This window comes from Candidatus Thiodubiliella endoseptemdiera, assembly GCF_964212635.1.
Lineage (GTDB): Bacteria > Pseudomonadota > Gammaproteobacteria > PS1 > Pseudothioglobaceae > Thiodubiliella > Thiodubiliella endoseptemdiera.
Genome location: NZ_OZ156463.1, coordinates 660,955 through 682,545, shown reverse-complemented (window position 1 = coordinate 682,545; position 21,591 = coordinate 660,955). Strand labels below are relative to the sequence as shown.

Here is a 21,591-nt window from a genome sequence, read left to right as displayed (position 1 = left end):
TTTTAATAAAAAGATATTATTGTACCTTTTTTTATGAGACCTTTGCATAAATATGAATAATCATCAAAACGCCATCTTTCATCAAATTACAAACTTTTTAAAAACACCCTTAGCCCTGCTAGGAGTGGATTTAAAAAATTTCCAATTTAATAAAATCTGTCATTTTGCTAATCATCCCTATTTATGCAAAGGTCTCTTTATGTTGTTTATTGAAACTTTTTTCATAACTTTTTCATAAAATAGGGACGATTAGCAAAATTCAATTTTCACTCACAGTGGATTATTGATGATTATTCATATTGGTGCAAAGGTCTCTTATTGCTCCATAATGATAGCCTGAGACCTTTGCATAAATATGAATAATCATCAAAACGCCATCTTTCATCAAATTACAAACTTTTTAAAAACACCCTTAGCCCTGCTAGGAGTGGATTTAAAAAATTTCCAATTTAATAGAGACCTTTGCATAAATATGAATAATCATCAAAACGCCATCTTTCATCAAATTACAAACTTTTTAAAAACACCCTTAGCCCTGCTAGGAGTGGATTTAAAAAATTTCCAATTTAATAAAATCTGTCATTTTGCTAATCATCCCTATTTATGCAAAGGTCTCTAATAAAATCTGTCATTTTGCTAATCATCCCTATTTATGCAAAGGTCTCAGCCTGTATTTTATTGAGTGGTATTATTGACTTCAACAGATTCGCCTACTTGATTAATACTTCCAATTAGCACTAAATACAAATAACGGTTCTTTTTTAAAATCTTGTCCAAGGTCTTTTAATGGATACGACCATGTGAGGGTTGTGCTTAAATTATTACTATCGGTGTGAAACCCAATGGCGCTACCAGCAATCTCACCACAATTACTATTATTGTCACTTTCACATCTTACTTTGCCATAATCAAGTCCAATAAAAGGCGTTATAGTTTTTAATAGCTTTGGATGCCAGTTTAACGCAATAGATTTTGACAAATTATTTCTGACATACCAAGCATTATTGCCAAATAAATTTGACGCACTATAGCCTCTGACTGTGCCACTACCACCTACAGTTTGTTTGTCATTATCATATAAATTATCTTTGGTATATTGCAGACGAAAATTTGAATTTAGCGAGTAATCCCTATCTTGAAAATAGTACAACCATTTACTGGCAATACCAAACTTCTTAAATTCTAAAGTTGCCAGGTTAATTAAGTCAGGCTCAGCACTAATATAATTATCATCCCTCGCACCAAACCAATCTACACCTTGGTAATAACTATAAGTATTGATCAACTGCCATCGATTTTGTGAATGCGTATGAATAAAATCAACTTGCGCCAAAGTGGTCTTATAACTAGACACATCAAGCGGCACATTGGCAGCATAATTTTTAGTATCTTTATGGTAAATTGAGAACAGAAGTTGATACTTATTGCGTTTATCTCTAGCAAGTATTTTGCTAATTTTTAAACGCTTGCTTTCTGTATTTCCATTGGCCAAATAGGTTTTGCTATTTAAGCCAACAGCACCTTTTCGATAAGAAATATCTGCACCAGTAAAATCAATCAAATAACTACCGATAGGAAAAGAATAATTGTATTCACTTCCTTTAGTGCCTTGGTATTTCTGTTGTAGCATGCTGCCATTAATAGTAATTGATAAAATATCATTAATACCCAATAAATTATCGATTGAAAACACAGCGTTAAGGTCTGGATTTTCATCGTTCAAATCACCCTCTCCATTCACACCGAAACTAAAATGGTATGGCGAAGATTCAGTTGTATCAACCTCAATCACACTTTTTCCTATTTGTTTACTGGGTTTTATTTTAAATTTTGCATCAACTGAGGGCACTCGGTTAATCATCTCTAGTGCAGTTTCAATATCTTGCAAATTAAGTGGACTGTTGTTTTGATGAATAAATGCTGTGGCAATTTTGCCATCTACCTTTTGTGTTTTACTATTGACAATATTTTGAATAATGCCAGTTACCACATTGATTTTTATTGCTCCGCTGTTAATATCTTGTGGTTTTAAATAAGGTTTAGTGGTAATATAACCATGATTAGTATAAAAACTATCTACTTCAGTTACTATCGTTTTAATCATCTCAGCACTGATACAACGACCAAGATAGGGATGCAATAAAGACTGTTGTTGCTCCAAAGTAAATAATTGGTACTCATCTAAATTAATGGCTTTTAGCCTGATGCAATTATTAAGTTCTTGTTCTGAATTTAGTGTCAAAGCGTTAACTTGGGTAGCAGAAGTGGCAGGGACTGACATTAGTGTCAAATAAAAGCCAAGATGGATTAAAAACGATATTTTTAGCATAAAGTTTATTTTAATACTATTTCTTTTGATTGGTTTAGTTTTCCCTAATCCAAAAATAGAAATCACAAACCTAGCACCACCCTTTGCAATCTCTACTTTTGGATTGGGGTATAAATACTTTGGGGTGATGTAATGTTATTCCAATGCCATTGCCACCATTACTACCTTAAGCACCAGCGCTTAACCCAGTGGAGCAGTTGTGGCTTAATATTAAGCAAAGGTATTTATCAAATATGTGTTTCAAAAATTACGATGATATTGTAGATAAATCCTGTAACGCTTGGAATGATATTTTAATAGAGAAGGAATTTATTAGGAAATTGTGTAGTATAAAACGAATGAAATTAGTCTTAGAGACCTTTGCATAAATCAACTAAAAACACATCAAACTGGTAAAATAAACACCCTCTAAATCAACCATAAAAATACTAAAATGTCCTGGAAAAACACTCAACAAAACTCATTCGCAGATTCTCTTGTCGTTGAGCATAAATCCCTATCAGAACTTGATGATGTTCACAACATCATTAACTGGAATGAGATAGAGCAAACACTTTCAAATTTGTATTCATCCAAGCGAGGTGCGCCCAGTTACCCGCCATTGATGATGTTCAAGATTCTCATCCTTCAAGCTTGGCATGACCTCAGCGATGAAGCCTTAGAGAAAAAAATTGCCAGAGACTTAATGTTCAGACGCTTTATTGATTTATCCCTATCTGAGAATGTAGCAGACCATTCAAGCATATGGCGTTTTAGACAACTGCTTAATACGGAGCAACTATTAGAGACCTTTGCATAAATATGAATAATCATCAAAACGCCATCTTTCATCAAATTACAAACTTTTTAAAAACACCCTTAGCCCTGCTAGGAGTGGATTTAAAAAATTTCCAATTTAATAAAATCTGTCATTTTGCTAATCATCCCTATTTATGCAAAGGTCTCTATTAGAGCCATTACTAGAACAAATCAACAATCACTTAGAGCAAAACTCAATTATTGTAACGCTAGGTTCAATTAACATCATTGATGCCACCGTCATAGAAGCCAAACAATCGCGTAAGCGCAAGGGCAAAGATAGCAACAATACCCAAGACTCAGAAGCTGGCTATAATGTGAAGACCGCAGCCGATGGCAAACGCAAAACCACCTATGGCTTTAAAATGCACGCCAATACTGATGAAGATGGCTTTGTTAAAAGAATGACCTACACCCCTGGCAATGTCCATGACAGTCAAGAAATGGATAGGTTACTCAACAAGGCTCATGGTCAAGTTTTTGCTGATAGTGCTTATGCCAACAAAAAGAACGATGAAAGACTCGGTAAACACAATGAGACCTTTGCATAAATATGAATAATCATCAAAACGCCATCTTTCATCAAATTACAAACTTTTTAAAAACACCCTTAGCCCTGCTAGGAGTGGATTTAAAAAATTTCCAATTTAATAAAATCTGTCATTTTGCTAATCATCCCTATTTATGCAAAGGTCTCACAATAACAAAATACTGCACAGAGCCTACAGAAACAAGCCTTTAACCAAACAACAAAAACAAGACAATAAACAACGCTCATCCATTCGCTATATTGTTGAACGAACCTTTGGACTGTTAAAACTTCACCACGGATTAGGCAAGGCAAGATACCTTGGGTTAGAACGCAATAAAGCCAAAGCACAGCTTATTGCCATGAGCCATAATCTTAAAACCGGGATGAATATTTTTAAAGAAATGCAACGGTTAAAAACGCTTAGGGATTATTGTGTCCAATGAGTGGCAAAAAGTTAAAATAGAAGAAAAAGCCAAGAAAACAGGGTGTTTTTAGATTTTTATTGGAAAATTATAAGAGACCTTTGCATAAATAGGGATGATTAGCAAAATGACAGATTTTATTAAATTGGAAATTTTTTAAATCCACTCCTAGCAGGGCTAAGGGTGTTTTTAAAAAGTTTGTAATTTGATGAAAGATGGCGTTTTGATGATTATTCATATTTATGCAAAGGTCTCTATAAGAAATTTTAGACAATATTTTTGAAAAATGATAAAATTGAAAATCAAGATAATAAATTATGAATTACGCAAAGGTCTCTTTATTAACCCAGAACAACTTATGAAACACATAAAGCAGCCTTTTTTCCACTCAGAAACTCGTCAAATAACTGGCTATTTTCCTTATTTTTTGGGTGGAAAATGCACTATTGCGCTAGGTTAATAAAAAAGTCTCAATTATGCAAAAAATAATTTTAGCCAGTAATAACCAAGGAAAAATCAGAGAATTTAATGCCATGCTCAAAGGTGTGTATGAAGTGGTTTCAATGAAGACAATGGGTGTGAAAGAAATACCTGAAACAGGGCTAACTTTTGTAGAAAATGCCTTGGAAAAAGCCCGAAACGCATCACAGCAATCAGGTTTACCCGCTTTGGCAGATGATTCAGGGTTGAGTATTGATGCACTTGACGGTGCACCAGGGATTTACTCGGCACGATATAGTGGCGGTAACGACCAGAAAAATATCGATAAAGTGCTTAAAAATTTAGCAGGAATTAAAGACAGAAATGCCTATTTTTATTGTGCCATCGTCTTTGTTGAACACGCTACCGATCCGACACCGATTATTGCTACAGGAAAATGGCAGGGGCAGATTTTAGAGCAAAGGCAGGGTGATAATGGTTTTGGTTATGACCCTATTTTTTATCTGCCTGAGTTTAAAAAATCATCAGCAGAATTAGATACAGAACACAAAAATACTCTTTCACACCGTGCCTTGGCATTGCAAAGTTTACTCACTCAATTATAATGTTCACAGTCCCATGATTTTACCGCCACTTTCTCTTTATATTCACTATCCGTGGTGCGTGAAAAAATGTCCTTATTGTGATTTTAATTCGCACGAGCAAAAAGCCGATAACGATATCCTTTATATGCAAGCCGTTTTGGCGAATTTGAAAAATCAATTACAAGCCGATTGGCTTCAAGGGAGAAAGATACAAACGATTTTTATTGGTGGCGGCACACCTAGTTTGTGCTCGATTAAAGCAATGGAAATATTGTTTTCAGGGTTGAAAAATACCCTGACTTTTGCCAAAGATATTGAAATCACTTTGGAGGCCAATCCAGGGGCGAGTGATACGGAAAAATTCAGCGAATTACGAGCCTTGGGCGTTAATCGCTTGTCCATCGGTGTGCAATCTTTTAATGATAGGCATTTAAAAAATCTTGGCAGAATCCATTCCAGCCAACACGCCGTCAACACCATCAAACAGGCGCAATCTGTTGGCTTTGATAATATTAATATTGATTTAATGTTTGGTTTTGAGGGGCAAACGGTAGACGAATGTCTGAACGATGTTTGCCAAGCGATTGATTTAAATCCAGCTCACCTTTCTTTTTATCAACTTACTATCGAGCCTAATACTTTTTTTGCCAAATACCCACCAAAACTCTCACAAGAAACCAATTGGGCAATGCAAGAACAAGCACACACTTTATTAGAAAAATTAGGTTTTGCACAATACGAAATATCCGCATTTTCACAACGCCCTGCCAAGCACAATCTTAACTATTGGCAGTTTGGTGATTATTTAGGTATTGGTGCAGGAGCACACGGGAAAATTACTATTGACGACAAAATTATCCGCACTTTACAATCAAAATCTCCTAAAGATTTTATTGAAAACAATCAAAATAAAATCACCCCTGTAGAACAAGTGGGTTTTGAATTTATGCTCAATGCATTGCGTCTCAAAGCAGGATTTTCCCCCGATTTATTTACACAAAGAACAGGGCAGCCTATACAGATAATTGAACAACAATTGAAAAAATCACAAAAAATAGGGTTGCTTGAGTTGACTGATAAATGTATTCAGCCCACTAAAAAAGGATTTGATTTTTTGAACGATTTGCAAACTATTTTTTTATGATGAGACCTTTGCATAAATATGAATAATCATCAAAACGCCATCTTTCATCAAATTACAAACTTTTTAAAAACACCCTTAGCCCTGCTAGGAGTGGATTTAAAAAATTTCCAATTTAATAAAATCTGTCATTTTGCTAATCATCCCTATTTATGCAAAGGTCTCATGATATAATTTGAGAATGAAATTTTTACTATCATTGTTTTTTCTTGCATTTATGTCGTTAGTTAATGCTAACGATATTGCTGTATCTAGCGGTATTGAGCATTGTTCATTAGATAGTAAATCGATGAATATGTCTGTTGAAGAACATTTATCAGGATGTTGCGATACAGTCTGTGCGCAACATTTGTCTATTGATAAAAAGGTTGTAATTTCTGAGAGAGTCATTCCTCAATCACTTTCAGTGGCTTTCATTTCTAATACTTTTTATACATCTTTTTCCTCTAAGGTGATTCTCCCCCCTCCAATCGTTTAAATTTTCTAGCGTATTGATGTCTGTAAATTTGTTTTTATAAAACAAACTTTATTATCGTCAATCGTAAATCAAACTAAGTTTTTTTAGTAGTAGAGACCTTTGCATAAATATGAATAATCATCAAAACGCCATCTTTCATCAAATTACAAACTTTTTAAAAACACCCTTAGCCCTGCTAGGAGTGGATTTAAAAAATTTCCAATTTAATAAAATCTGTCATTTTGCTAATCATCCCTATTTATGCAAAGGTCTCTAGTACTTAAGAATTGTTTATCAATTCAAATAGTTATTGATTAAGGAGAATAAAAATGAATAACAAAATATTATCACGCAGGCAATTTGTTACTGGCGTAACAATGGGCGCTGCGGCATTAGCGATTAACCCAAGTATTTTATTTGCGGGTATGCGCAACAATATAACAACTTTAACAGGCAACACTTTTAACCTGAGCATTGGAGAGCAAAGTGTGAACTTTACGGGCACAACGCGTCAGGCAACCACCGTGAACAACTCACTCCCAGCACCCTTATTAAGGCTTAAGGAGGGTGAGATGATAACTTTGCATGTGAAAAACAACCTCAAAGAAAGCACCTCTATTCATTGGCATGGATTAATTTTGCCATCAGAGATGGACGGAGTGCCTGATATCAGTAACGATTTTCATGGTATTGATCCAGGGCAAACTTTTACTTATCGGTTTAAAGCTAAACAAAGCGGTACCTACTGGTATCACTCGCATTCTGGCTATCAAGAGCAAACAGGTTTGTATGGGTCGATTGTGATTGACCCGATTGATAAAGACCCATTTGAATATGACAAAGATTATGTAGTGATGTTGTCGGATTGGACTGATGAAGACCCAAATGATGTGTATGCCAATCTAAAAAAACTTTCAGATTATTACAATAGAGGCGAACGTACACATAGCGATTTGATGAATGATATTAGAGAAAAAGGCGTTAGCGGCACTTGGAATAGTCGAAAAATGTGGAATCAAATGCGTATGTCTCAGCGTGATTTGTCAGATGTGACGGGTTACACCTATACTTATCTTACCAATGGACATACACCAGATAAAGGCTGGGTTGGACTATTTAACAAAGGTGAAAAGATACGATTAAGGTTTATCAACGGTTCAGCGATGACATTTTTTGATGTGCGTATCCCAGGCTTAAAAATGACGGTGGTAGCGGCAGATGGTAATAATGTTCAACCTGTCAATGTGGATGAATTTCGTATTGGTGTGTCTGAGACATATGATGTAATTGTTGAGCCAAAAGATGATATGGCTTATACGATTTTTGCTCAAGATATTGCCCGCTCTGGTTACGCACGAGGCACATTGACACCAAATGTGTCGATGACTGCTGAAGTGCCTGAACTTGATAAAGTACCCAATCTAACACATACCGATATGGGTATGGATATGTCGAATATGGCTGGCATGGATCATGGGTCAATGGATATGGGGGGTAAACCTAGTGCAGGTGTGGATCATTCTAAAATGAATATGGGTCAAAAGCCAATGGCAGGTATGGATAACTCGAAGATGAATATGTCAGGCGGTAAAAAAATGTCAACCATGGATTCAATGGTAACCCATGCCGATACTGAGTTTGGCCCGCATGTTGATATGCGTTCAGCGAGTCCTCAATATCGCTTGGACGATCCAGGTGTAGGCCTGCGCAATAATGGCAGAAAAGTCTTGACTTATGCTGACTTACGCAATTTGCATATGACACACAACTATCCAGACCCAGACCGTGAAGTTCAACTGCATTTAATGGGCAACATGATGCGTTATATGTGGTCGATTAATGGGGTTAAATTTTCTAAAGCCGAGCCGTTGCGTTTTAAGATGGGCGAGGTAGTTCGCATTACGCTTGTGAATGACACGATGATGAATCATCCGATGCATTTACATGGTTTGTGGAGTGATTTGGAAACAGGTGATAATATGTATATTCCACGCAAACATACCGTGATTGTGCAGCCTGGGGCAAAAATTAGTTATCGAGTGATTGTTGATGCCAAAGGTTCGTGGGCATATCACTGTCATTTACTTTATCACATGGCAGGTATGTTCCGTCAGGTGATTGTGGCTTAATTATAGGAGAAATATTATGAAATTATTAACAATAACATTGGCAAGCTATAGCATTGCCTTATCATCATTGTCATTTGCCAGCATGGAAGATGATCCTGTTTTAACCAAAGTAATGGGCGAAGTGGAGATGCGTAGTACAAATGGCGATAACCCTAGGGTTTGGAATATTGATGCTTGGGTGGGTCAAGATTTAAACAAACTTTGGATTAAAGCTGAAGGTGAAAGAGTTGGCAGCAACACTGAACAATCCGAATTGCAATTACTGTATTCAAAAGCAGTTGCACCTTTTTGGGATTTACAATTTGGTGTTAAAAAGGACTTTAATCCGAAACCAAGTCGTAATTGGGGTGTGATTGCTGCCAAAGGGCTTGCGCCTTATTTATTTGAAATTGATGCCTCGTTATTTATTGGTGAGTCTGGTCAAAGTGCGGTACGCTTAGATGCTGAATATGAATATATGCTTAGTCAAAAATTGATTATTTCCCCAGAAATAGAAATCAATATTTTCGGTAAAGATGATGAATTAACAGGCACAGGAAAAGGTTTATCTACTGTTGAAGCAGGACTAAGATTGCGTTATGAAATAACGCGCGAATTCGCCCCTTATATTGGCATCAATTGGGAGAAAAAATACGGCAATACTGCTGATTTTTCTGCCACTGAAGGTGAAAATATTGAGGACACGCAGCTAGTAGTTGGTGTGCGTTTTTGGTTTTAGTTTTTATAATATAGGGCTAATCTGACAATTGGATACTGTGTGTCTGAGGTTTTAATAAATTCATTTGGATAAAAGGCATGAATTGTAGTTAATGGCTAGCCTTTAACTACAATTCACAATACAGGTGAATTTATTGAGATTTTAGGTATATAGAGACCTTTGCATAAATATGAATAATCATCAAAACGCCATCTTTCATCAAATTACAAACTTTTTAAAAACACCCTTAGCCCTGCTAGGAGTGGATTTAAAAAATTTCCAATTTAATAAAATCTGTCATTTTGCTAATCATCCCTATTTATGCAAAGGTCTCATATAGTATCAACTGACAGGTTAATCATAACTTTTTTTGGGAGTATAAAAAATGAAAATTTTATTAAAAATATTGTTAATTGTTGGAGTGTTGTTTTCATTGATTTGGTTTGGAGTGTTTAATGTTTCTGCCAAAGATCAGCATTGGAATATTGCCACAAAGTTATTAGCATTTGTAAAAGAACGATCTATTACTGTTCGTGCACACGACATTAAAGTGCCTGATTTATCAAAGCCTAATATGATTGAAAATGGTGCGAAAAATTTTGATGCAATGTGTGTGCAATGCCATTTATCGCCTACAACAAAATCAACAGAACTCAGTCTTGGGCTTTATCCAAAAGCACCTATTTTTTATCAAGAAAAGCATACGGGTCACGGCTCTGGCAATATATTTTGGACCATTAAAAATGGACTGAAAATGACGGGAATGCCAGCATGGGGTGATTCACATACTGATCAACAAATATGGGAAATGGTGGCTTTTTTAGAAAAACTTAATGGTATGTCTGCTTCTGAATATACGCAGTTGGTTGGCGAGGGTGGGCATACACATAAAAATACTGAGCATACGGAAAAACTAGTTTTTCCTAGAAGTAACAATGCTCATCAAGAGGGCAAACATTCGCATTAAAATAAAACTTATAAAAAAGGAGAGAAAATGAAGAAAATAATAATAGCATTAAGTGCATTGCTTTTAGCCAGTTGTTTTGATAGTGGTGATGCGAAAGCAAAAGAAGTGGCATTGGGGAAAACAGTTTTCAACAAAAATTGTGCGTCTTGCCATGGCAAAGAAGCAGTTGGTTTGACCAAAAATTGGAAGCAAACTTTACCCAACGGGAAATACCCAGCACCCCCTCTTAACGGCACAGCACATGCCTGGCACCACTCACCAAAACTACTACTGAGCACCATTAACAATGGCGGTGCAAAATTGGGCGGATGGATGCCAGCATTTAAAAATGAACTAAGCGAAAAAGAAAAACAAGCAACCTTAGATTATCTTTACAGTTTATGGCCAAAAGACATCCAGCAAAAATACGACAGGAGGTTCAAATGATTAGCAGAAGAAAATTCATTCAAGCAGGGGTAATTTTAGCTACTTTTCCAAAGCAAATTGTATTGGCAGGTAGGCGTTTATTTAGAAATAATTTTCAAGTGCCGACTTTAGAAATGGGCAGAAGAGTAGGCAAAGATGTGTATTTTGATTTGAATATTCAATCAGGGCAAACGGCAATTTTACCGAATAAACTCACCCCAACTTTGGGTGTTAACCAGTCTTTTCTTGGCGTTACTTTGCGTGCAAATAAAGGCGACCGTGTGCATATTAATGTTAATAATCATATTGATGAAACATCCACTTTGCATTGGCATGGAATGAAATTACCTGCCAAAGCCGATGGTGGTCCGCATCAGCCGATTTATCCTAATGGCAGTTGGTTGAGCGAGTTTGATATTATTCAAGATGCTTCTACACTTTGGTATCACTCACATCAATTACACAAAACCGCCGAGCAGGTGTATCACGGTTTAGCGGGATTATTTATTCTTGATGATGATAAATCAAAAAGCTTGAATTTACCGATTGACTATGGTATTGATGATATACCTGTGATTATTCAAGACAGAGATTTTAAGCAAAATGGGGCGTTTGCTTATATGACTTCAATGCGTGATAGGATGATGGGTAAACGCGGAAAAACTGTTTTGGTGAATGGGGTTATTAACCCTGTTTTAAAAGTGAAAAAATCGTTAGTGCGTTTTCGTATTTTGAATGGTTCTAATGCCAGAACTTATCATTTGAGTTTTGACGACCATCGCGAATTTCATATTATCGGCAGTGATGGTGGCTTATTAGAACAAAGCCACACAACCAAAAGATTGCGTCTTGCACCTGCAGAACGCGTAGAGATTTTGGTGGATGTATCTGATGGCAGAATGCCGATTTTGCGTCATAAATCAAGACATAAACAAGAGCAAGGTAGAGGCATGATGGGGATGATGAGTGGAATGATGGACGATGGCAAGGATATGGATATTTTACAAATTGATGCCAGTCAAGCTACAAAAAGCAATCGTAGCATCCCTGCAAATTTAGTCAAACACGACAATCCAAAACCGTCAGAAGTGGTTAAAGAAAGAAAAATGGTGCTGGAAATGAAAATGGGTCCGATGATGATGTTTGGCGGCAATTCTTTCAGTATTAACGGCAAAGCGATGGAGATAGATCGCATTGATGAAGTGGTGAAAGCAGGTAGCACCGAGATTTGGACGATTGAAAATAATTCAATGATGGCACATCCGTTCCATATTCACGATGTGCAATTTAAAATTATTTCTAGAAATGGCGGTGTTAGAGGGCATGAATTAGGTTTTAAAGATGTTGTCTATGTGCGTCCGAATGAAACAGTGAGAGTGGTGATGAAATTCCCTGAGTTTAGCGATGCAAAAATACCTTATATGTATCATTGTCATATTTTAGAGCATGAAGATAGAGGAATGATGGGGCAGTTCACAGTGGTCTGATGGTGTAATCTACAAGGGTATATAGGCTGTAAATGAAGTAATGAATAATTATAGTGTGCAATTTATGTTAAATAACACACTGACTCTAATTCTCCTAATTATTCACTCTGACCCTAATTATTCATAATTATTCACATTTTGTTTAATAACACTCTGACCCTAATTATTCCAGTTTTTTGCCTGCTTGACGCAAGAGTTGGATTTCTGCGTGGGCAGTCGGGTCATTATTTAGAATTGGTTGATTGTGGGCACTGGCAATGAGTTTGTTGTCTTGGACTAAGACTGCACCGACGGGTACTTCCTTTATTTTTTCTGCTAATATTGCTTGTTGAATAGCAAGTGCCATCCATTGTTCATCGGTTTTCATTGAAGTAAGTTGGCTGCTTCGTTAAATAGAAATAGTGCAAATAATATCAATAAAAAGAAGGATAAATAAGCAAAATTATCCTTTAATAATTTAGTGCCCATTTTTCCAATAATTGCATAAAGGAAGAAAAATAAACTGGCTACTAACGCCATTATTGATGCAAAAATAAAGGCGTTGAGCATAATACTTTGTTCTAATTGTGTGGCAATTATTGCCCCTGATGGGAATAACAGCCATATTTTTGGCGAAAGTGCCATAATCATAACCAGATTAGAAACGGTCAAATCTAAAGTGGTGTTTTTTGTTTTACTGCGGATGACTTTGTAAGATAAATAAAGAATATACAATCCGCCAAAAATATAAAACCATAAGCCAATGTCGGCAAAAATCCTTGACACCCATTCTACGAATACGACACAAATCATTGCTTGAGCGAATTGAAGGGTTGCATTAACAGGTAAGAAAACCTTGGTAAAAAAACGCAAAACTTCTGTGTTGGATAGGTTACGAGTGGCTTCCATAACCGCAACCCACACGGGGCCAGGGGTGATATAAAAAATAACCCAAAATAAAATTATTTTATAAATAATGTCAATGTCTATCATTTAAACGCTCCCTTCTTTTTCGATAACCAACACTCTTGCTTCTCCAACGGGATGAGCAACATGCTCAACTCCCTCTGTTGCATAGAATATATCGCCTTCATTTAATAAAACGGATGTTTTCTCGCCATTAACACGATATAGCATTTTTACTTGACCGTCTAAAACAACGAACACCTCATCCCCTTCATTGGTATGCCATTTATAGGCTTTATTTGTCCAATGTAGATGGGTTGTAATCCCATCCATATTTGCTATTTCAATTGAATCCCAAGGGATATCTGAGGTAAATTTTTTGCTGCGTATTATGTTCATTCGAGACCTTTGCATAATCCATAACCCCTTACCTTAATTCCAATTTTTATATTTTTTTTTAAAATATTTTCTCAATAATTAGGGTCAGTGTGCAATAATTAGGGTCCAATAATTAGGGTCAGTGTGTAATTAAATGAAAAATACTAAAATTTATCAAAAGGCGGTCTGCCACCAGGCACTTTGACTTGAATGGTTAAGGCTTTTTCTATAGGCTCTTTAAACAGTTCCCAGTCTATCACTGCATTTAACTTTTGTAAAGGCGGTTGTTTTTTGTTGATTTCTTCTAGAGACCTTTGCATAAATATGAATAATCATCAAAACGCCATCTTTCATCAAATTACAAACTTTTTAAAAACACCCTTAGCCCTGCTAGGAGTGGATTTAAAAAATTTCCAATTTAATAAAATCTGTCATTTTGCTAATCATCCCTATTTATGCAAAGGTCTCTTCTAGTTTGAATTGGTAGTCAAATAATCCTATTGTTATTGTCTTGTTTTTTGATAAAAGATGGTGTTTATTTTACTTTAAATTATTTTGTAGCAAGGTTTTTATAGGTTTTTTTGATTGGAAAAATGCTAATTTTTTGTGTTTGGGTTTTTGGGTACCCTAAATTCTAAATATTTTGATAAAGTTGAATTTGATAAATAAAAAACCAAATAGGTTTTTCCGAGATGATGAAATAATGATTTTTAGTGGTAAAATAATCGGCTAATGAATTCATATCTTTAAGCGGATGTCTAACAAAACCAATAATATTGCCAGTGTTCTCATTGAGGCGTTGCCTTATATCCAAAAATTCTCGGGTAAAAATATCGTTATTAAATATGGCGGTAATGCGATGATTGATGAGAAATTAAAGTCTAGTTTTGCACGGGATATCGTGTTGATGAAATCGGTGGGTATGAACCCGATTGTAGTACATGGTGGTGGGCCACAAATTGGACGGGCTTTGGAAAATATTGGTAAGGAAAGTCAGTTTATTGACGGTATGAGGGTAACGGATAGTGAGACGATGGGCGTGGTTGAGTCTGTACTTGGTGGAGTAGTTAATCAAGAAATTGTGAGCCTCATTCAAAAACACGGTGGTAATGCGGTGGGTTTATCAGGTAAATCGGGTGATGTGGTTTTTGCCAAGCAATTAACAGACCGTGCAGATTTGGGTTATGTGGGCGAAGTGGAGCATATTGAAACAACAACACTTGACGGCAATTCTATCCCTGTCATCGCACCAATTGGCACGGGAAAAGACGGTAGTTCTTATAATATTAATGCAGATTTAGTGGCAGGGGAAATCGCTCAGGCATTGAACGCTGAGAAATTAATTTTACTGACTAATACGCAAGGTTTATTGAATGCAAATGATGAATTACTGACGGGATTAGACGCACACACAGTTGATGAATTGATTGCCGATGACACGATTTATGGCGGAATGTTGCCAAAAATTGATTGTGCATTGTCTGCTGTTAAACATGGCGTTAAAGCGGCACATATTATTGATGGGCGTGTTCCTCACGCTGTGCTTTTGGAAGTCTTTACTGATGAGGGTGTCGGCACACTGATTACAGATGATGAATAATAATCGAGACACTATTCAAGTTACTGATTGCCAGATTTTAGCGCATTATAAATTTGAGGGCGACCAGTATATTTTGACCTTGGCATCTGATGAAATTGCCGAACGAACTAAGCCAGGGCAGTTTGTGCATATTAGCGTTTCTACTTCTTTGTCAATGAGGCGACCGATTTCAATTATGTCAGTGGATGTTGAAAATGGCTCGTTTGATTTGCTTTATAAGGTGGTTGGTGAAGGTACACGGCAATTGGCTGAACGCAAAATTGGGGATGTGTTATCAATTATTGGGCCAATTGGCAATGGCTTTAAGATGACGGATAAAAAATTACCCTTGTTGATTGGCGGTGGCGTAGGAATGCCACCAATGATTGCGATTGCACAACATATTCAAAACTCTAATTACGACCCTTTTGTGATTTTAGGCTCGGAAGTGCCATTTCCTTTCATACCAGAACTCAGCAAAATGGGTAAGCCATGTCCACGAGCCAGCCATACAATGCCCTTGTTAGAAGAATGGGGTGTGGCGTGTCGTCTTGCCAGTTTGCAAAACTATGAAGGAGTTTTTAAGGGATTTGTTACTGATTTAGCCCGTGTGTATTTAGACACTTTGTCAACAGAAGAATTGGCACAGGTGGAAATTTATTCTTGTGGACCACACCCAATGTTAGAAGCAGTGGCAAAATTGGCAGAAGAATATGATTTACCTTGCCAAGTATCGCTAGAAGAATATATGGCATGTGCTGTTGGTGGCTGTGCAGGTTGCGTGGTGCAAGTGCAAACTGAGCAAGGGTTGGCAATGAAACGCGTTTGTGTTGATGGCCCTGTTTTTGATGCACGCACTGTCTTTTGATTGCAGATAGATTACAGCGCGTTCAGGCACGCATTAAAGCGGTTGATAAAAATCAACAAGTAACTTTAATTGCCGTGAGTAAGACCAGGCCTGTTGCCGATTTACAGCAGGCGATTAACGCAGGACAACGCCATTTTGGTGAGAATTATTTGCAGGAGGCGTTGGATAAAATTGAAGTATTGCAGGGGCAGGGTTTAATCTGGCATTTTATTGGGGCAATTCAGTCAAATAAAACCCAGCAAATTGCACAACATTTTGATTGGGTGCAAAGTATTGATAGGCTGAAAATTGCCAAGAGATTAAATGATCAACGACCAAAGGATTTGCCTAAACTTAAAGTTTTATTACAGGTCAATATTGATAATGAAGTAACTAAATCAGGGGTATCAATTGATGAAATTGATGAAATTATTACTCAATTTAAAGGTTTAACAAATCTAACTTTGAAAGGTTTTATGTGTATTCCTAACCCTGATAATTCAGAGCAAAGTTTTACCAAGATGAGAAGCGTTCTTAATCAATACCCTGATTTGGATGTTTTATCAATGGGGATGAGTTACGATTTAGAGTTCGCCATTGAAAACGGCGCTTCGTTTGTGCGTATTGGCACGGATATTTTTGGTAAAAGAGATTGAAGACCTGCATGTGTTTACAAAGTAAGATATGTGCAGATTTCGTACAGGAGAAAAAATATGGATTTATCTTTAAGAGACCTTTGCATAAATATGAATAATCATCAAAACGCCATCTTTCATCAAATTACAAACTTTTTAAAAACACCCTTAGCCCTGCTAGGAGTGGATTTAAAAAATTTCCAATTTAATAAAATCTGTCATTTTGCTAATCATCCCTATTTATGCAAAGGTCTCTTTAACAGTATTGCATTCTCATTTATTTGGATATGTGGTGAAGCAATTGCAACAGCACCTTTTCCGCCCAAAAACTCATCACACACTGGCTATTTTTCTAAGGATAAAATTATGTTAATAAATTTTAATCAGGCAGTTTGGGTATGATTAAGTTACTCATTACTGGTGGAACGATTGACAAAATCTACGATGATTTAACGGGTGGTTTGGTATTTGGGAAAACCCATATTGTGGATATGCTCAATCGTGGGCGGTCGATGAGTGAGACAGCTTCTGAAGTATTGTTTTTAAAAGATTCGTTAGCAATAACGAAAGCAGACCGTCAGTTGATTTTATCTAAATGTCTTGAAGCAAAGGAAGATAAAATTTTGATTACGCACGGCACAGATACGATGGTTGAAACAGCACAATTATTGGGCAATAAGATTATGGATAAAACAGTAATATTGTTTGGGGCAATGGTGCCTTATTCAATCAATCAATCGGATGCATTATTTAATTTGGGTTTTGCATTGAGTAGTGTGCAAACGCTTGAAAATGGGGTTTATGTGGCAATGAATGGCAGAGTATTTGATTTTAATGAAGTGGTGAAAAATAAAACATTGGGTATTTTTGAATGAGAAAAAAAATAGCACACCACAGCATTAAGATATTCAAGGCAAGCACTTGGGTTGTTGGCATTTTGACATTACTTGTTGTTTTGTTGGTAGCAGCTGTAATGGCATTCCCCGTGCTGATGAAAGCACCCATTGAAAATCAATTATCTGAGTTGAGTAATACTAATATTAGTATATCCAACCCCCATCTCAGCTTTAATTTTAGTCAAAATAATTTATCGTTGCGGATAGACGATTTAGATATTACGACCGTTGAGAATGAAGCACCCATTGCAAGCATTAATGGTTTGGAATGGGACATTCACCTTGGTTCATTATTAGACGATGTGTATCACTCAAGTAAAATTACGATTGATACTTTAATGCTACATCCAAGTACCAAATTTAACCTTGCAGAAATTAAACAAATAACAGCACTTAAAAATACAGATAAATTCTATTTTTTCAAGTCATTGAGTGTTAACAAAACTGTGATTAAAGGTGAGAAAAATTTTGAAATTGCACCGCTATTATTGACACGGGACAAACTTAAAATCAAAGGACAAAATCTAAACTTTGGTTCATCAGATACAGAGTCTGCCACAGTTAATTTTGATATTACTCTGCCAGATGCTACACCTGAAAACACCCCTTTAATTATGCCAATTTTGATGAGCAATGATGAATTATCAATCAATACTGAAATTAAATTGTTCAATAAAAACGGCAATGATTGGCTTGAAATTAAAAGTGATTTAGCAAAAATACCAGCCAATAAACTGACCCAATATCTACCCACACAGATAATGAATACCGATACTTATACTTGGATAAAACACGGTTTTATTGCAGGTAATTTGGAAAATTTAAAACTCAGAATTAGTAAAAACTTATCGCAATCAGAGGCAATGAAAACGCAATTTGACATGCAATTAAAAGAGATGAAATTGGGTTTTAATTCCGATTGGAAACCCCTTGAAAAATTGAACGCTAGCCTCAGCACCAATGGTAAAAAAATTGTGCTGAAAGTGCATAATGCCAAACTCAATGGCATGCCATTCAAAGACATCAAAGTGCAGATTTCAGACCTCAGCCAAACCAATTTAGAGGTTGAAGTGAGTGGTAATATTCATACGCAAAGCGAACAATTAATTACATTTTTAAAACACACGCCTTTGGATGAGGAAACCAATAAAATACTACATCAATTCACCTTGTCTGGCAAGGTGGACGGCACTATGAAATTAGTCGTTCCATTAGACGAAAGAGTGCCAATATTGGATATTGATTTGGAACTAAAAGACAATCATTTAACCGTTTTAGAAGGTGCAGTAACAGTTAAAAATTACAATTCTAAACTTGCATTTCATCATAATAAAATCACCGCTATTGGCATGGGCAATATCCGTGGTTTACCATTTAATATTCGTATCAATCCCAACCAAAGGAGCGATGAAAGTAGTTTTAGCGTGGAATTGGTTGATAACAACAGTGGATTTAAAGCGACTATCGCCAAGCAACTGGATCAATCTTGGCGCACCAGAATTGACTCTAAATCTGTTAAAGGCAATGTCGCTATTTTCTTGAATAAAGGCAAGCCACCAACCGTGCGTTTGTTAAATATGCAAATAGCCACAACAGTTATCAACGCAATTAAAGGCGATTGGAAAATCACACCTCAAGACTTTCCAAGTATGCATTTAAGCACTAAAAAAGTATATATTGGCGATACCCTCCTCCCCAATCTAAGTGTTGAATTAACCTCTATAAATAACCAGCTAACGATTAAAGACTTGCAATTTGAAGGGCTTGGGTTTGACAACAAAGCCCTTAATTTCAACGGCAGTTGGAGCAAGGGAAAAACACAACTTCTCGCCAACGCTAAAGGCAAAGTCCTAACCGAGTTTTTGAAAAATCTCAAAATTAAAGAAAAAGTCATTGGCGGTGCATTTGATTTTGATGCCTACCTCACCTGCGAATGCACACCGTGGAATATGAACTACCAAAACATCACCAGCACCTTAAAACTAAATGTCAAAAAAGGTATATTTACCGACAAAGACCCAAATTTAGGACGCATTCTATCACTACTAAACATCAATTCCATCGCCAAACGCCTCAAACTCGATGTCTCCGATGTTACCAACAAAGGCTTTACCTACGACAGCATTAATGCCCAGATATCCCTAGTTAATGCAATTGCTACCATCGACAATTTCAACATAGAATCCTCCTCTAGCCAAATCACATTAACAGGACAAACCAACATTAAAGAAAAAAAATACGACCTTGTCGCAAAAGTTACCCCCGCTGTCAGTGATGCCGTCCCCGTGGCAACCTATCTAGCAGGAGGCGGACTAATTGGGCTGGGTGCTTGGCTAGCAGACAAAGCCCTATTTGACGGCAAAATAATCAGCAGTATTACCGATAGCCTAGTGGAATTTAGATATAAAATAACTGGCCCATGGGACGACCCTAAAATTGAAGAATTGTAAATTATGATTGAACAACTATTAGCAGAACACAAACTCAACCAAAACAAAATCACCACACTACTATCCTCTCTAGCAGTCAAAGGCGTGAATTATGCCGATTTGTATTTCCAACATTCCATCTCTGAATCCTGGCTTCTAGAAGACGGCATCGTCAAATCAGCCACTCACCATATCAGCCACGGCGTCGGCACGCGTGCGGTGAAAGGTGAACAGACTGGCTTTGCCTATTCTGATGACTTAAATGCTAAAGCCATTCAGCAGGCAATTAATTTTGCTAAAGGCATCTCTGGACAACAACAAACGCAAAAAGTTCAAACCTTTCAAACCGCACCACACCCCGCAAAATACAACGGCATCAGCCCACTAAACAGTTTAACCTCGCAAGAAAAAGTGGATATGCTAAAACAAATTGACACCCTCGCCAGAAAAGAGCCAAAAGTCAAACAAGTCAGTGCCTCGTTGTCAGGGGCTTATACAGAAGTTTTGATTGCCTCAACCGACGGCGTTTATCAAAAAGATTATCGCCCAATGGTGCGTGTCAGCGTCAGCGTCATTGTTGAGCATAATGGCAGAGTCGAAAACGCATCCAGTGGCGGTGGCGGGCGTTATGATTATCGTTATTTTATTGACCACAACTTCACTGAAATTTACGCCAAAGAGGCAGTGCGTCAAGCCCTAGTTGCCCTAGAAGCACAGGATACCCCCGCAGGCACGATGCCTGTCATACTTGGGCCAGGCTGGCCAGGCGTATTATTGCACGAAGCCATCGGGCATGGGTTAGAAGGGGATTTTAATCGCCGAGGCACCTCAGTCTTTACAGGGAAAATCGGCGAACAAGTTGCCAGTGAAAAATGCACCATTGTTGATAATGGCACACTGGCAAACCGCCGTGGTTCTTTAACAATCGACGACGAAGGCACGCCGACCCAAAACACCACTCTAATTGAAAACGGCATCCTCAAAGGCTACCTATTCGACAAACTCAACGCAGGCTTAATGGGTGTTAAATCCACTGGCAATGCCAGACGCGAATCCTACGCCCACATCCCCATGCCAAGAATGACCAATACCTATATGCTCAACGGCACAGACAACTTAGAAGATATGATTACCTCAGTCGATGATGGCATTTATGCCGTTAATTTTGACGGCGGGCAAGTTGACATCACCTCAGGCAAATTCGTATTCTCAGCCAATGAAGCCTACCTTATCAAAAACGGCAAAATCACCCACCCCATCAAAGGCGCAACTTTAATTGGTTCTGGTGATGAAGTATTGAAGAAAATTTCAATGGTAGCAAACGACTTAAAACTTGACAGCGGCGTTGGCGTTTGTGGCAAAGATGGACAATCCGTCCCCGTCGGCGTCGGTCAACCAAGCCTAAAAATTGACCAACTCACCGTCGGTGGTACCAGCCTAACTCCTTAACAACCTCCAAAAAAAGCAGATATAACTTCCCCATTTAACCAAAAAACTCATACACCCTGCCTAACGAGGAAATGAGGTGGAAAAATTCGCACCGCATATTGATG

General features: G+C 37.2%; 32 protein-coding genes. 26 read left to right on the top strand and 6 right to left on the bottom strand.

What is annotated here, in order from left to right; all coding sequences use genetic code 11:
• Positions 1-52: 52 nt before the first annotated feature.
• A complete protein-coding gene (locus AB8525_RS03630) occupies positions 53-238 on the top strand; it encodes a hypothetical protein (protein ID WP_369178685.1) in 186 nt (61 codons plus the stop codon).
• Positions 239-355: 117 nt separating this feature from the next.
• Positions 356-619 (top strand): hypothetical protein, encoded by a 264-nt coding sequence (locus AB8525_RS03625; protein WP_369178683.1) that lies wholly within the window; start codon positions 356-358, stop codon positions 617-619.
• 99 nt (positions 620-718) lie between these two features.
• Here the strand turns inward: AB8525_RS03625 and AB8525_RS03620 are convergent, their stop codons facing one another.
• Positions 719-2,329 carry a ShlB/FhaC/HecB family hemolysin secretion/activation protein gene (locus tag AB8525_RS03620; RefSeq protein WP_369178681.1) on the bottom strand — a complete coding sequence of 537 codons (1,611 nt, stop codon included), beginning with the start codon at positions 2,327-2,329 and terminating at the stop codon, positions 719-721.
• Positions 2,330-2,762: 433 nt separating this feature from the next.
• Here AB8525_RS03620 and AB8525_RS03615 point away from each other — a divergent pair, with 433 nt between their 5' ends.
• From AB8525_RS03615 to AB8525_RS03595, 5 genes are read left to right on the top strand one after another with little or no spacing between them, the layout of a single operon-like run.
• Complete coding sequence (locus tag AB8525_RS03615; RefSeq protein WP_369178680.1) at positions 2,763-3,128, top strand: transposase; 366 nt, start codon at positions 2,763-2,765, stop codon at positions 3,126-3,128.
• Between the two features lie 2 nt (positions 3,129-3,130).
• Positions 3,131-3,280: a hypothetical protein gene (locus AB8525_RS03610; RefSeq protein WP_369150050.1), complete on the top strand. Its 150-nt coding sequence runs from the start codon at positions 3,131-3,133 to the stop codon at positions 3,278-3,280.
• Positions 3,262-3,678: a transposase gene (locus AB8525_RS03605; protein WP_369178678.1), complete on the top strand. Its 417-nt coding sequence runs from the start codon at positions 3,262-3,264 to the stop codon at positions 3,676-3,678. The genes AB8525_RS03610 and AB8525_RS03605 overlap by 19 nt, the downstream gene beginning before the upstream one ends.
• Before the next feature lie 2 nt (positions 3,679-3,680).
• Positions 3,681-3,869: a hypothetical protein gene (locus AB8525_RS03600; protein ID WP_369178676.1), complete on the top strand. Its 189-nt coding sequence runs from the start codon at positions 3,681-3,683 to the stop codon at positions 3,867-3,869.
• Positions 3,812-4,102 (top strand): transposase, encoded by a 291-nt coding sequence (locus tag AB8525_RS03595; RefSeq protein ID WP_369178674.1) that lies wholly within the window; start codon positions 3,812-3,814, stop codon positions 4,100-4,102. Before AB8525_RS03600 ends, AB8525_RS03595 begins: the two co-directional genes overlap by 58 nt.
• Positions 4,103-4,169: 67 nt before the next feature.
• Here the strand turns inward: AB8525_RS03595 and AB8525_RS03590 are convergent, their stop codons facing one another.
• Positions 4,170-4,319 (bottom strand): hypothetical protein, encoded by a 150-nt coding sequence (locus AB8525_RS03590; protein WP_369150108.1) that lies wholly within the window; start codon positions 4,317-4,319, stop codon positions 4,170-4,172.
• Between the two features lie 238 nt (positions 4,320-4,557).
• Between AB8525_RS03590 and rdgB the strand changes: the two genes are divergently transcribed.
• The 11 genes from rdgB (at position 4,558) to AB8525_RS03535 (ending at position 12,389) form a co-directional block, all read left to right on the top strand.
• Positions 4,558-5,127 (top strand): RdgB/HAM1 family non-canonical purine NTP pyrophosphatase, encoded by a 570-nt coding sequence (gene rdgB / locus AB8525_RS03585; protein WP_369152651.1) that lies wholly within the window; start codon positions 4,558-4,560, stop codon positions 5,125-5,127.
• A gap of 13 nt (positions 5,128-5,140) precedes the next feature.
• Positions 5,141-6,250, top strand: a complete 1,110-nt coding sequence (gene hemW / locus AB8525_RS03580) for a radical SAM family heme chaperone HemW (protein ID WP_369178672.1) — start codon at positions 5,141-5,143, stop codon at positions 6,248-6,250.
• A gap of 18 nt (positions 6,251-6,268) precedes the next feature.
• Positions 6,269-6,421 (top strand): hypothetical protein, encoded by a 153-nt coding sequence (locus AB8525_RS03575; protein WP_369178671.1) that lies wholly within the window; start codon positions 6,269-6,271, stop codon positions 6,419-6,421.
• A gap of 7 nt (positions 6,422-6,428) precedes the next feature.
• Positions 6,429-6,725 (top strand): hypothetical protein, encoded by a 297-nt coding sequence (locus tag AB8525_RS03570; protein ID WP_369178669.1) that lies wholly within the window; start codon positions 6,429-6,431, stop codon positions 6,723-6,725.
• A 109-nt stretch (positions 6,726-6,834) separates the two neighbouring features.
• A complete protein-coding gene (locus AB8525_RS03565; RefSeq protein ID WP_369149988.1) occupies positions 6,835-6,981 on the top strand; it encodes a hypothetical protein in 147 nt (48 codons plus the stop codon).
• 52 nt (positions 6,982-7,033) lie between these two features.
• The gene (locus AB8525_RS03560; RefSeq protein WP_369178667.1) at positions 7,034-8,833 is read left to right on the top strand and encodes a copper resistance system multicopper oxidase; all 1,800 of its coding nucleotides are present in this window, start codon (positions 7,034-7,036) and stop codon (positions 8,831-8,833) included.
• 16 nt (positions 8,834-8,849) lie between these two features.
• Complete coding sequence (locus tag AB8525_RS03555; RefSeq protein WP_369178665.1) at positions 8,850-9,551, top strand: copper resistance protein B; 702 nt, start codon at positions 8,850-8,852, stop codon at positions 9,549-9,551.
• Between the two features lie 169 nt (positions 9,552-9,720).
• Positions 9,721-9,870: a hypothetical protein gene (locus AB8525_RS03550; protein ID WP_369150120.1), complete on the top strand. Its 150-nt coding sequence runs from the start codon at positions 9,721-9,723 to the stop codon at positions 9,868-9,870.
• A gap of 45 nt (positions 9,871-9,915) precedes the next feature.
• Positions 9,916-10,497, top strand: coding sequence for a cytochrome c (locus AB8525_RS03545; protein ID WP_369152646.1), 582 nt, complete (start codon positions 9,916-9,918; stop codon positions 10,495-10,497).
• Positions 10,498-10,524: 27 nt separating this feature from the next.
• Positions 10,525-10,923, top strand: a complete 399-nt coding sequence (locus AB8525_RS03540; protein ID WP_369152644.1) for a cytochrome c — start codon at positions 10,525-10,527, stop codon at positions 10,921-10,923.
• Positions 10,920-12,389, top strand: a complete 1,470-nt coding sequence (locus tag AB8525_RS03535) for a multicopper oxidase family protein (protein ID WP_369178663.1) — start codon at positions 10,920-10,922, stop codon at positions 12,387-12,389. The genes AB8525_RS03540 and AB8525_RS03535 overlap by 4 nt, the downstream gene beginning before the upstream one ends.
• Before the next feature lie 163 nt (positions 12,390-12,552).
• On the opposite strand, the gene AB8525_RS03530 is transcribed toward AB8525_RS03535, so the two are convergent.
• From AB8525_RS03530 to AB8525_RS03515, 4 genes are all read right to left on the bottom strand, one after another.
• Complete coding sequence (locus AB8525_RS03530; protein ID WP_369178661.1) at positions 12,553-12,756, bottom strand: nucleoside deaminase; 204 nt, start codon at positions 12,754-12,756, stop codon at positions 12,553-12,555.
• Positions 12,753-13,361 (bottom strand): hypothetical protein, encoded by a 609-nt coding sequence (locus AB8525_RS03525; protein WP_369178659.1) that lies wholly within the window; start codon positions 13,359-13,361, stop codon positions 12,753-12,755. The genes AB8525_RS03530 and AB8525_RS03525 overlap by 4 nt, the downstream gene beginning before the upstream one ends.
• Positions 13,362-13,673 (bottom strand): cupin domain-containing protein, encoded by a 312-nt coding sequence (locus AB8525_RS03520; RefSeq protein WP_369179002.1) that lies wholly within the window; start codon positions 13,671-13,673, stop codon positions 13,362-13,364.
• 143 nt (positions 13,674-13,816) lie between these two features.
• Positions 13,817-13,972 (bottom strand): hypothetical protein, encoded by a 156-nt coding sequence (locus AB8525_RS03515; protein WP_369152638.1) that lies wholly within the window; start codon positions 13,970-13,972, stop codon positions 13,817-13,819.
• 4 nt (positions 13,973-13,976) lie between these two features.
• Between AB8525_RS03515 and AB8525_RS03510 the strand changes: the two genes are divergently transcribed.
• The 8 genes from AB8525_RS03510 to tldD all read left to right on the top strand — a co-directional run bounded on the left by AB8525_RS03510 (position 13,977) and on the right by tldD (position 21,487).
• Positions 13,977-14,126 (top strand): hypothetical protein, encoded by a 150-nt coding sequence (locus tag AB8525_RS03510; protein ID WP_369151228.1) that lies wholly within the window; start codon positions 13,977-13,979, stop codon positions 14,124-14,126.
• A gap of 280 nt (positions 14,127-14,406) precedes the next feature.
• Positions 14,407-15,252 carry an acetylglutamate kinase gene (gene argB / locus AB8525_RS03505; RefSeq protein ID WP_369178657.1) on the top strand — a complete coding sequence of 282 codons (846 nt, stop codon included), beginning with the start codon at positions 14,407-14,409 and terminating at the stop codon, positions 15,250-15,252.
• Positions 15,242-16,099, top strand: coding sequence for a dihydroorotate dehydrogenase electron transfer subunit (locus AB8525_RS03500; RefSeq protein WP_369152636.1), 858 nt, complete (start codon positions 15,242-15,244; stop codon positions 16,097-16,099). Before argB ends, AB8525_RS03500 begins: the two co-directional genes overlap by 11 nt.
• On the top strand, positions 16,096-16,734 hold the full coding sequence (locus AB8525_RS03495; protein WP_369178655.1) for a YggS family pyridoxal phosphate-dependent enzyme: 639 nt from the start codon (positions 16,096-16,098) through the stop codon (positions 16,732-16,734). Before AB8525_RS03500 ends, AB8525_RS03495 begins: the two co-directional genes overlap by 4 nt.
• Before the next feature lie 90 nt (positions 16,735-16,824).
• Entirely contained in the window at positions 16,825-17,115 is a 291-nt protein-coding gene (locus AB8525_RS03490) for a hypothetical protein (RefSeq protein WP_369152634.1), read from the top strand.
• Positions 17,112-17,588, top strand: a complete 477-nt coding sequence (locus AB8525_RS03485) for an asparaginase domain-containing protein (RefSeq protein WP_369178653.1) — start codon at positions 17,112-17,114, stop codon at positions 17,586-17,588. The genes AB8525_RS03490 and AB8525_RS03485 overlap by 4 nt, the downstream gene beginning before the upstream one ends.
• On the top strand, positions 17,585-20,059 hold the full coding sequence (locus AB8525_RS03480; RefSeq protein ID WP_369178651.1) for an AsmA-like C-terminal region-containing protein: 2,475 nt from the start codon (positions 17,585-17,587) through the stop codon (positions 20,057-20,059). The genes AB8525_RS03485 and AB8525_RS03480 overlap by 4 nt, the downstream gene beginning before the upstream one ends.
• A gap of 3 nt (positions 20,060-20,062) precedes the next feature.
• The gene (gene tldD, locus AB8525_RS03475) at positions 20,063-21,487 is read left to right on the top strand and encodes a metalloprotease TldD (RefSeq protein ID WP_369152630.1); all 1,425 of its coding nucleotides are present in this window, start codon (positions 20,063-20,065) and stop codon (positions 21,485-21,487) included.
• Positions 21,488-21,591: the final 104 nt, after the last annotated feature.